The 10,216-nt window shown below is 66.8% G+C and carries 10 protein-coding genes; 5 read left to right on the top strand and 5 right to left on the bottom strand.

Going from position 1 to position 10,216, the window contains the following annotated elements:
* The first annotated feature begins 1 nt into the window (after position 1).
* The 3 genes from rpoH (at position 2) to K5Q19_RS11705 (ending at position 2,148) form a co-directional block, all read left to right on the top strand.
* The gene (rpoH, locus tag K5Q19_RS11715; RefSeq protein ID WP_292945209.1) at positions 2–904 is read left to right on the top strand and encodes an RNA polymerase sigma factor RpoH; all 903 of its coding nucleotides are present in this window, start codon (positions 2–4) and stop codon (positions 902–904) included.
* Positions 905–1,048: 144 nt separating this feature from the next.
* The gene (gene mtgA / locus K5Q19_RS11710; protein WP_292945215.1) at positions 1,049–1,741 is read left to right on the top strand and encodes a monofunctional biosynthetic peptidoglycan transglycosylase; all 693 of its coding nucleotides are present in this window, start codon (positions 1,049–1,051) and stop codon (positions 1,739–1,741) included.
* A 53-nt stretch (positions 1,742–1,794) separates the two neighbouring features.
* Entirely contained in the window at positions 1,795–2,148 is a 354-nt protein-coding gene (locus tag K5Q19_RS11705) for an antibiotic biosynthesis monooxygenase (RefSeq protein ID WP_292945206.1), read from the top strand.
* Here K5Q19_RS11705 and K5Q19_RS11700 read toward each other — a convergent pair.
* Positions 2,145–2,930 carry a metallophosphoesterase family protein gene (locus K5Q19_RS11700; protein ID WP_292945203.1) on the bottom strand — a complete coding sequence of 262 codons (786 nt, stop codon included), beginning with the start codon at positions 2,928–2,930 and terminating at the stop codon, positions 2,145–2,147. The two genes, K5Q19_RS11705 and K5Q19_RS11700, sit on opposite strands and share 4 nt — an antisense overlap.
* A gap of 440 nt (positions 2,931–3,370) precedes the next feature.
* Positions 3,371–4,057, bottom strand: a complete 687-nt coding sequence (locus K5Q19_RS11695) for an SIMPL domain-containing protein (RefSeq protein ID WP_292945212.1) — start codon at positions 4,055–4,057, stop codon at positions 3,371–3,373.
* A gap of 171 nt (positions 4,058–4,228) precedes the next feature.
* Between K5Q19_RS11695 and K5Q19_RS11690 the strand changes: the two genes are divergently transcribed.
* Positions 4,229–4,666, top strand: a complete 438-nt coding sequence (locus K5Q19_RS11690; RefSeq protein ID WP_292945200.1) for a VOC family protein — start codon at positions 4,229–4,231, stop codon at positions 4,664–4,666.
* Positions 4,667–4,719: 53 nt separating this feature from the next.
* Here K5Q19_RS11690 and K5Q19_RS11685 read toward each other — a convergent pair whose 3' ends face one another.
* The 3 genes from K5Q19_RS11685 to K5Q19_RS11675 all read right to left on the bottom strand — a co-directional run bounded on the left by K5Q19_RS11685 (position 4,720) and on the right by K5Q19_RS11675 (position 9,589).
* Complete coding sequence (locus K5Q19_RS11685) at positions 4,720–7,779, bottom strand: efflux RND transporter permease subunit (protein ID WP_292945197.1); 3,060 nt, start codon at positions 7,777–7,779, stop codon at positions 4,720–4,722.
* On the bottom strand, positions 7,776–8,870 hold the full coding sequence (locus K5Q19_RS11680; protein WP_292945195.1) for an efflux RND transporter periplasmic adaptor subunit: 1,095 nt from the start codon (positions 8,868–8,870) through the stop codon (positions 7,776–7,778). Before K5Q19_RS11680 ends, K5Q19_RS11685 begins: the two co-directional genes overlap by 4 nt.
* 86 nt (positions 8,871–8,956) lie before the next feature.
* Positions 8,957–9,589: a TetR/AcrR family transcriptional regulator gene (locus tag K5Q19_RS11675; RefSeq protein WP_292945192.1), complete on the bottom strand. Its 633-nt coding sequence runs from the start codon at positions 9,587–9,589 to the stop codon at positions 8,957–8,959.
* 47 nt (positions 9,590–9,636) lie between these two features.
* On the opposite strand from K5Q19_RS11675, the gene K5Q19_RS11670 reads away from it, so the two are divergent.
* The coding region (locus K5Q19_RS11670; RefSeq protein ID WP_292945189.1) for a TolC family protein at positions 9,637–10,216 on the top strand (580 nt) is incomplete at its 3' end.

The raw sequence follows: 10,216 nt of genomic DNA, 5'->3' as shown, positions 1-10,216 counted from the left end.
GGTGTCTGAGAAGAAATCGACCGCGCTGGTCCCTGCCCTTGGCGGCGGTGAAGCGGGGCTCAATCGCTATCTCGCCGAGATCCGCAAGTTCCCGGTGCTGACGGCCGATCAGGAATACATGCTCGCCAAGCGCTATCAGGAGCACGGCGATCCGGAGGCTGCCGCGCAACTGGTGACGAGCCACCTGCGCCTCGTGGCCAAGATCGCCATGGGCTATCGCGGCTATGGCCTGCCCGTCAGCGAGCTGATCTCCGAAGGCAACATCGGCCTGATGCAGGGCGTCAAGAAGTTCGAGCCCGACCGGGGTTTCCGTCTGGCGACCTATGCGATGTGGTGGATCAAGGCCTCGATCCAGGAGTTCATCCTGCGGTCGTGGAGCCTCGTGAAGATGGGCACCACGGCGGCGCAGAAGAAGCTGTTCTTCAACTTGCGGCGGATGAAGAAGAACCTCGAGGCGTTCGAGGATTCGGACCTGCATCCGGACGACGTGAAGAAGATCGCGACCGATCTTGGCGTGTCCGAGACCGAAGTCGTCAACATGAACCGGCGCATGATGATGGGCGGCGATGCCAGCCTGAATGTGTCGGTGCGCGAGGATGGCGAGGGTTCGTGGCAGGACTGGCTGGTTGATGACAGCCCGCTGCAGGACGAGACGGTGGCCGACGCCGAGGAAGCGCATCTGCGCCATGCCCTGCTGGTCGAGGCGATGGACAGCCTTTCGGAGCGCGAGAAGCATATCCTGACCGACCGGCGCCTGATCGACGAGCCCAAGACGCTCGAGGAACTGAGCCAGGTCTACAACGTGAGCCGCGAGCGCGTGCGCCAGATCGAGGTCCGCGCCTTCGAGAAGCTGCAGAAGGCGATGCAGCGCATTGCCGGCGAGCGGCACCTGCTGACGGCCTGAACGGACCGCTCGGTGTGAAAGCAAAGGCGGCCGGGGGCGACCCTGGCCGTTTTTGCATGCGGGAACGATTGCCACCGGCAGCGCGCCGGGTAATATCGGCGCGGCATGGATGATGACCTGCTCAATTTCAAGAACCCGCGGACCATGCGGGCGCAGCGCCGGCCCGGCCTGCTGCATCAGGCAGGCTGGCTGCTGGCGCGGCTGGTGGCGGCGTTCCTGTTCCTCAGCGTGTTCATGGTGGTGGTCTACCGCTTCGTGCCGGTGCCGGTGACGCTGACGATGATCTTCGATCCCAACGGGATCACCAAGGAATGGGTGCCGCTCTCGAAGATCGACCGCAACATGGTGGACGCGGCCATTGCGGGTGAGGACGGCAAGTTCTGCGAGCATCACGGGTTCGATCAGGAAGCGATCCTCAAGGCCTGGGAGCGCAACCAGCAGGGCGGGCGCATTCGCGGCGGGTCCACGATCAGCCAGCAGACCGCCAAGAACGTGTTCCTGTGGCAGGGCGGCGGCTATCTCCGCAAGGCGCTGGAGGCGTGGTTCACCGTGCTGATCGAGACGATCTGGGGCAAGCGGCGGATCATGGAAGTCTACCTCAATGTCGCCGAGACGGGCATCGGGACTTATGGCGTCGAGGCCGGGGCGCAGCGCTATTACAAGAAATCCGCGGCGCAATTGAGCCGGGTCGAGGCGGCACGGATCGCCGCGGCTTTCCCGCAGCCCAAAGTGCGCGCGGTGACCGGGGCGACCGGCCAGACGCGGCGGCATGGCAATGTGATCGCCAGGCGCGTGACCACGGTGCGTGCGGACTACGATACCTGCGTTTATCAATAGGGGCGCGGCGCGGGGCGCTGTGCTTGAGTGGCCTTCCGAAAGGAGAGCCCTCCATGCCGCAGGTCGTCATCCACGCCTATCTCGAGTTTGCCGACGAAGCCACGCGCGATGAGGCCGTGCGGCTGACCGGGCCGATCCAGTGGAAGACGCGCGCCGAGGAGCCGGGCTGCCTCGAATACTGCTTCGCGGCAGACCCCTGCGTTCCCAACCGGGTTACCGTGCATGAGCTGTGGGAGGACCATGCCTCGCTCGTCGCGCATTTCCAGCACACCTATTACGCGCAGATGCGCGACGCGCTGGTCGGCCTCGGGCTGACGGCGGCCTGGAACCGGATGTATGAAGTGAGCCGGGATGCGCCGGTCTACCGCGCGGACGGGGCCGTCCGGACGGTGCTGTTCGAAGATTAGGCCGCTTCGGCCGCCGGTTCGCCCTGCACCGAAATCAGCCAGCGCGCGGTGCCTTCGAGGCCGATGGCGGTCAGCAGGCCCGAGGCATAGGCGCCGGTATCGAGGCTGATGCGCAGGGGCGAGACGTGCGGCGCCTCAAGGATCGTGTGGCCGTGGACGACCGCGAAATCGCGGGTTTCCGGCCCTTCGATGAATTCACCGCGGATCCAGCGCAAGTCCGAAACCTTCTGTGCCTCGAGCGGGACACCGGGGCGCACCCCGGCGTGGACGAAGACGTAGTCGCCGATCTGGATGCGGTCTTCCATCGACTTCATGAACTCGATGTCCTCGGCGGGGACAACCTCGTGCATGATCGCGCGCAGTTCCTCGAGCGTGGCGCGGCTGTAGACGTCCGGTTCGATGGGGTAGCTCAGCAACGTCTCGCGCCCGCCATGGCGGAGGAAATGGCGCAGCGTGTCGTCGCGTTCGAAACTGCCGAGGAACATTTCCTCGTGGTTGCCGGCCAGAATGCGCACACGGCGGCGCTTGGCCCATTCGCGCGCGGTGGCGATGACGCTCGCGCTGTCGGGCCCGCGATCGACGAGATCGCCGAGGAGGATGACAGTGGTATCCGCCGCGGGGCGGCCGACCTCGTCCGCCTCGATCCGCGCGATCATCCGGCACAGCAAGTCGTACCGGCCATGGATGTCTCCGATGGCGTAGACTCTCTCGCCCTCCGGCACCGCAGGGATCACCTCGGAGACGGGACGCGATTCTAGGAAGGAACGCAACAGCTTAAGCATTAGTGATGGGCCTGACGAAAGATATATGGGCCTGCCGGACGCTCATACAAGGGCGCCGGGGGTCGCGGGGCGGAATTGCAGCAGAGCGTTGGAAAGCCGCGACCAGCCGTTGGTGTGAATTTGTGCGGTGCAGCATGAGTCGGCAACTGCCCGTTCGGCCGCCACGGCCACGGCGCGTCGCGCGGGGCGATCCCGGGTACTGGGCTGAACATCCATGCGCACCTCACACACACCTGCGGGGGCTTCGACCATCCGAAACCCTTCCTCGATTACACACTCGGGATTACCGCAAAGTATAAGAGCCTTGCGCTTGTTGCCTCAGCGGTGGGCACGAAGCTGTGCCGGAGCGAGAGCGGCCTGTGCCGCGTCGCGGGTTCGGCGCGCGTGTCCTGCTCGCAAACGCCCCTCCCCGCTGGGGAGGGGCGTTTGCAGCGGTGTTGTCAGCGCAAGTAGAAATCGATCGTGGTGACGACGCGGACCTTCTTGAACGGCGTATCCGACACGCCCCAGCCGCCGCCACCATCGCCATCGCGCGCGGTGACTTCGAAATAGCCCTGCGTCGCGTTCTTGATGCCGCCGACGCCGGTGCCGCTGTCCTGCGCGAACTGCTCGGCCGAGCGGCGCGCGTCCTTGGTCGCGGCCGCGACCATCTCGGGCTTGATCTTGTCGAGCCCGGTGAAGGTATAGGCCATGCCGGAGCCTTCCTCGAGCATCACGCCGCGCCGCACGAGATCGAACTGGCGCTTCACCGCATCCTGCGCGCGCTTGATGTCGGTGGTGCGCAGCGCCATGCGCTGGCGCACGGTGAAGCGGGTTATCCCGTTGTCGGTGCTGGTGCTGACGTTGACGCCGGTGGGCTGGAGCGCTTCGGCGGGGAAGCCGAGGCCGGCGAAGAAGGCACGGATTTCCTGGCTGTCGTGATCGACGCTGGCCTGCGCGCTGCCCATGTCCTCAGCCGTGGCGGAATAGGCGATGGTCCAGGTGGCGAGGTCAGCAGTGACTTCGCGTTCGGCAAGGCCGCGCACGGTGACGGCGCGGTCCGCCTCGCGGCTGCGGCGGAGGCCGTCACCCAGCAGATAGCCGCCTGCGACCATGCCGAGCGCGAGCACGCCGGCAGTTGCCAGCATCGGGCGCTGCCAGCCGGTTGGGGTGAGGCGGGAAAGAAACGATTGGGAATCGGCGGCAGGCTCACTATCGGTAGAGGTCACGGCATGGTCTCCCTGTCGGGCGTCTCGCCCTGCGATGAACTGTGCGATTCTGTCGATGAACCGAGTTTGAATGAACAAGGAGACACTACGGTGACCAAGTTTCTCCACGCGATGATCCGCGTGACCGATCCCGAGGCGACGATTGCCTTTTTCGAGCTGTTCGGGGTGAAGGAAGTGCGCCGCTTCTCAAGCGACAAGGGTCGCTTCACGCTGATTTTCCTCGCGGCACCCGGCGAGGAAGGGATCGCGGAAGTGGAGCTGACCTACAACTGGCCGCCCGAGGATGGCAGCGCGGCGGAGGTCTACACCGGCGGGCGCAATTTCGGCCACCTCGCCTACCGGGTGAGCAACATCTACGAGACCTGCGCGAAGATTCAGGCGGCAGGGCATATCATCCACCGCCCCCCGCGCGACGGGCACATGGCCTTCGTGAAGAGCCCGGACGGCATCTCGATCGAGCTGCTGCAGGATGGGCATCTGGAGCCCGCCGAACCGTGGGCGAGCATGGAGAACACCGGGACCTGGTGAGTCGCTCCTGACGGTCCCCTCTCCCAACCCTCTCCCCTCAAGGGGAGAGGGCTTTAGCGCCGCACCATCCACAGCGCATAGAGCGCAGGCAGGAAGAACAGCGCGAGCGCGGTGCCGACAAGCGTGCCGCCGATCAGCACCACCGCCAGCGGGCCCCAGAAGCTGGAGAGTGTGAGCGGCAGGAAGGCGAGCACAGCGGCGAGCGCGGTGAGGAGGACGGGGCGCGCGCGGCGGACGGTTGCCTCGATCACCGCCTCTTCCAGACCCAGCCCGCGGGCGCGTTCGCTGTCGATCTGGTCGACGAGGATCAGCGTGTTGCGCATGATGATCCCGGCCAGCCCGATCAGCCCGAGGATCGCGTTGAACCCGAACGGGAAGCCGGTAACCAGGAGCGAGGGGATCGCACCGAGGAGGCCGAGCGGCGCCGTCGCGAAGACGAGGCCGGTCATGCGGAACGAGCGGGTCTGCAGCATGAGCACGAGCAGCATGAGCCCGATCATGATCGGGAACAGCGGGGCCAGCGCTTCGTTGGCCTTGCCCGCTTCCTCGACCGAACCGGCGGCGGTGATCGCATAGCCTGCGGGCAGCTTGTCCATCAGCGGTCGCAGCTTGGGCAGGATCGCGGCGGTCACGTCGGCGGGCTGGATGCCCCTGGTGATATCGGCGCGCACGGTCATCGTCGGCACGCGGCCCCGGCGGACGAGCAGCGGGTCCTCGCTCGATGGCACGATCTTCGCGACTTGCGAGAGCGTGACGCCGGTGCCGTTGGCGGTGCCGATGACGAGGCTGCCGAGATCGCCGAGCGCATGCCGTTCCGGCCCCGGCGTTCGCACCACGACATCGGTGGTGCGGTCCCCGTAGCGGGCCTGCGTGACGGTCGCGCCCGAGATCAGTGCATAGACCTGCCGCGAAACACTGGCGGGATCGAGCCCGAGCAGGCGCAGCCGGTCGTTGTCGAACTGCAGCGTGACGGCGGGGCTGCGGTCGCCCCAATCGGTGTTGACCGCGACGGTGTTGGGATTGGCGCGGACCACTTCAGCGACCTCTGCGGAAATGCGGCGCAGCTGATCGGGATCGGGGCCGGTGACGCGGAAGGCGACGGGATAGGGCACCGGCGGACCGAACAGCAGGCTGAGCGCGCGGACGCGGGCGCCGGGATAGTGGCCCTCCGCCGCGCGCTTCTGGACGAGCAGGCGCAGCCGGTCACGCGCGGCGGGGCTGTGGGTCAGCACGATCAGCTTGGCGAACGAGGGGTCGGCAGGCTCGGGATTGAGCGAGAGGAAGAAGCGCGGGGCGCCGCCACCGAGGTAGCTGTTCACGTAGCGGATCTCGGCCTGCATTTCGGGCCGGGTGAGCAAGTCGTGCTCGATCTTCTCGACCACGCTGCGGGTAGCGACAAGGCTGGAGCCGTGGGGATTATAGACCTCGATCAGAAGCTCGGGCCGGTCCGAGATCGGGAAGAACTGCTTGGGGATCGCAACGACGAGGAGCACGGCGGCGAGCACCATGCCGCCAAGGACGCCCAGCGTGAGCCGGCCGCGCTGGGCGACGCTGAGGGTGACCCAGTGGCGGAGCTGCCGGTAGCGCGGGGTGTCGTAGATCGCATCGTGGCCGCCCGCGACGGGCTTGATATCGGGCAGCAGCTTCACCCCGAGATAGGGCGTGAAATAGACCGCGACGATCCACGAGACGAGGAGGGCAAAGCCGACGATCCAGAAGATGTTGCCGGCATATTCACCCGCGGTGGAGCGGGCGAAGCCGACGGGGAGGAAGCCGACGATGGTGACGATGGTGCCCGCGAGCATCGGTCCGGCGGTGGCACCCCAGGCGAAGGTGGCGGCCTCGATGCGGGTCATGCCTTCCTCGAGCTTCACCACCATCATCTCGATCGCGATGATCGCATCGTCGACAAGGAGGCCGAGGCTGAGGATCAGGGCGCCCAGGGTGATGCGGTCGAACTGGCGGCCGGTGGCGAGCATGATGACGAAGACGGCGGCGAGCGTCAGCGGGACCGAGAGCGCCACGACAATGCCCACGCGCCAGCCGAGCGCGATGAGGCTGACGACCATGACGACGCTGAGCGCGACCGCGAACTTGAGCATGAATTCGCCGTAGGCTTCCTCGATATTGGCGGCCTGATCGGCGACTTCGGCGACGGTCAGGCCGAGCGGCAGCTGCGCGCGCACTTCGTCCAGCTTGCTGCTCAGCGCCTCGCCGAGCACGAGGCCGTTGTAGTTCTCGTGCATGACGACGCCGAGCATGACGGCCTCGCCCCCCTGATGGCGCACCTGATAGCTTGGCGGGTCTTCATAGCCGCGCTTGACCTCGGCGATGTCGCCCAGGCGCACGACGCGGCCGCCTGCGGAAATCGGCGTGGCGCGCACGGCATCGAGATCGTCGAACGCACCGGTGACGCGGATCGGAACAAGGCGCGAGGATGTTTCGAACTGGGCGGCCGGCTGGATCAGGTTCTGGTTGGCGAGCGCATTGAGCACGGCATCGGCGCCAAGACCGAGCGTGGCGAGCTTGCGGTTGGACAGCTCGACATAGATGCGCGGGCGCTGCTCGCCGATGAGCGAGACCTTCTTGACGCCCGGAACTTGCTGGAGCTGGCTGCGGATCGCCTCGGTCCGCTCGATCAGCGCGCGGTGGGGCAGGCCTTTCGCCTGAATGGCGATGAGCGAGAAATAGACGTCCGAATACTCGTCGTTGACGATCGGGCCGATCACGCCGCGCGGGAGATTGATCGCCTCGTCGCTCATCTTCTTGCGCGCCTGATAGAGCATTTCGGGCACGTCCTTGGGCGGCGTCTTGTCGCTGAGCACGACGGTGAGCGTGACGAGGCCAGGGCGGGCCTGCGTCTCGATCCGGTCGTTCCAGGGCAGTTCCTGGATGCGCTTTTCAAGCCGGTCGGCGACCTGATCCTGCATCTCGCGCGCGGTGGCGCCGGGCCAGACCGCGGTGACGGTGAGCGCTTTCAGCGTGAAGCTGGGATCTTCGGCGCGGCCGAGCTGGAAGAAGGCGAAGATCCCGGCGGCCATGGCGGCCAGCAGCAGGAACAGCGTGACCGAGGGTTCCTTTACCGCGATGGCGGAGAGATTGGGGCCCTTCACGGCTTGGTTCCTTCAGCAGGGCGGGCCTTCTGGCCGGCGTGGAGGAGCTGGCCGCCGAGCGCGACGACGCGGGTGCCGGGTGGCAGAGCCGCGGTGGGGAGGATGGCTTCCTCCTCGGTGAGGCGCAGCGGCTGGGCGCGCTGGAAGCGGACGCTGCGGTCGGGCTGGATCACCCAGACGCCTTGGCCTTTTCCGAGATCGACCAATGCGCCGAGCGGGATGCGGCTGCTGCCCGAAGCGGTGCCGGGCAGGCGCACGGTGACGGTGGCACCGAGCGGGGCGTCATCCGGCGCGCCAGAAAGGACATAGCGCGCGGCGAACGTGCGGGTGAGCGGATCGGCGGCTCCGGCCACCTCGCGCAAGGTGGCGGTGACGGGCGCGCTGCGGCCATAGACCGTGGCCTGCGCAGACTTCGGCAAGACTGCCAGCGCGGTTTCCGGCACGGCGACGAGGGCTTCGCGCGCGCCGCTGCGGGCAAGGCGCAGGACGGGGGTTCCGGCGCCGACGACTTGTCCGGCCTCGGCAAGGACTTCGGTGACGACGCCGTCCGCATCGGCAACAAGCACCGCGTAGCCGCGTTCGTTGGCGGCATTGGCCGCGGCGGCGAGGGCAGCCGCAAGGGTGGCGGCAGCGGCATCGCGCGCGGCGCGGGCGCCGTCATAAGTGGAGGGGGAAATCGCGCCGGTGGCGACGAGCGGGCGCAGGCGTGCTTCATCTGCCGCAGTGCGCGTGGCATCGGCTTCGGCAGCGCGAACCTTGTCGGCGGCGGCCGAGGCGGCAAGGCCGAGATCGCTGGCATCGAGCCGGAAAAGCGGCTGGCCGGCGCGGACATGGGCACCGGCATCGACGAGGCGCTGGGCGATCTTGCCAGGAACACGGAAAGCCAGCGTGCTTTCGGTGCGGGCGTGGACGGTGCCGGTATAGGCATCGCCGCTTGCCCCGCTGTCAGCGCCGCCTTCGCCTTGCGCCAGCGCGGTGGCGACGAGCGGTTCGCTCGGGCTTTCGGATGCCGTGCCGGAACAGGCGGCGACGAGGGCGGTGCCGGCGAGTGCGGCAAGGAGCGGCAAGCGGGATGTGATGCGGCTTTGCATGTGAGTCTCCGGGCCCCTCGGGGCGCATTCGACTCGTCTATACGCACTGGCTCATTTCCTGAAAAGATGAAAAATCTTTTCGCTTTTCAGTTTTTCGTTTTGAGTGCCTCGAGCAAGAGCTGCGCGACTCCGGCGGTCTCGGCTTCCAAGTGGGTGACGCCGAAAGTATCGAGCATGACCGGGTGCCAGACTTTGGCCATGGCCGTGAAGGCGGCGGCTGTGGTCTGCTCGAGCGGGAGATCGGCGCGCATCACGCCCTGGCGCTGGCCTTCGGCGATAACGTGGCGGATGAGCCCGCGCAGCGTATCCATGAATTGCTGCACCGGCGGCCAATTGCCGCGCGTGGCCGCAAGGCAGAGATCGCAGGAGCGCCCACTCTCAAAGAGAATATCGCGCATTTTCAGTGCAATATCCATGCAAAGCCGCTCGAATGCGGCAATCGGATCGGTTGCGGCGGTGCGTGCAACCTGCCAGGCGGCATCTTCCACCGCGGAAAGCGTGCGGCTGGTGACGGCCTCGTCGATCGCCTGGCGATTGGCGAAGCTGCGATAAAGATTGGCGGGTGACATGCCGAGTGCGCGGGCGACGTCGGTCACCGTCACTTTCTCGAATCCCAGTGCGTCATACAAGCGTTCGGCGGCGTCAAGAATCTCGTCGCGCCGGTCGACACTGGGCCGGCCTGCCTTTCGCTTTTCTGAAACGGCTGGGTTGATTTTCATGAAAAAGGATATATTCTTTCATCATTCATCGGTCAAGGACTCTTCCTATGCGGGCCTTTCTTGTTGGAACTGCGGCACTTTTCCTGCTGGGCGGCGCCGCGCCGGTTGCACTTGCCGCGCCGCGCGAATTGCCTGCCCCGCCCGCGCTGCCTGAGGCGTTCCGCAATGCACCCGCAGCCGCCGACGCCGTGCCGCTGGCGGAGGGCTGGTGGCAGAGCTTCGGCGATCCGGTGCTGGACCGTCTCGTCGCCGCGGCGCTGGCCGGCAATCTTGATATCGCGGCGGCGGCGGCGCGGCTGGAGCAGGCCGCGGCGGGATTGAAAGCGGCCAAGGGCGCAATGCTGCCGCAGGCCTCGCTCGATGGCTCGGCGGGGTTCAGGCAGCTGTCGATCGAGGATGTGCAAGGCCGCGCGTTCTCGCGCTTTCCCGGCTTCAAGCGGACGGTCGAGCAATATGGCCTCAATGGTGCGGCTTCGTGGGAGCTCGATCTGTTCGGGCGGCTTTCGGCAGGCACGCGGGCAGCGCGGGCCGAGGCCGGGGCTGCGGATGCGGGGCTCGCCGGAGCGCGGCTGACGATCGCGGCAGAAGTGGTGAGCACCTATATCGACGTGCGCGCGATCGCGGCGC

Origin of the sequence: Novosphingobium sp. (assembly GCF_019748365.1) — a bacterium.
GTDB lineage: Bacteria > Pseudomonadota > Alphaproteobacteria > Sphingomonadales > Sphingomonadaceae > Novosphingobium.
This window is presented reverse-complemented; position numbering and strand designations above follow the sequence as displayed.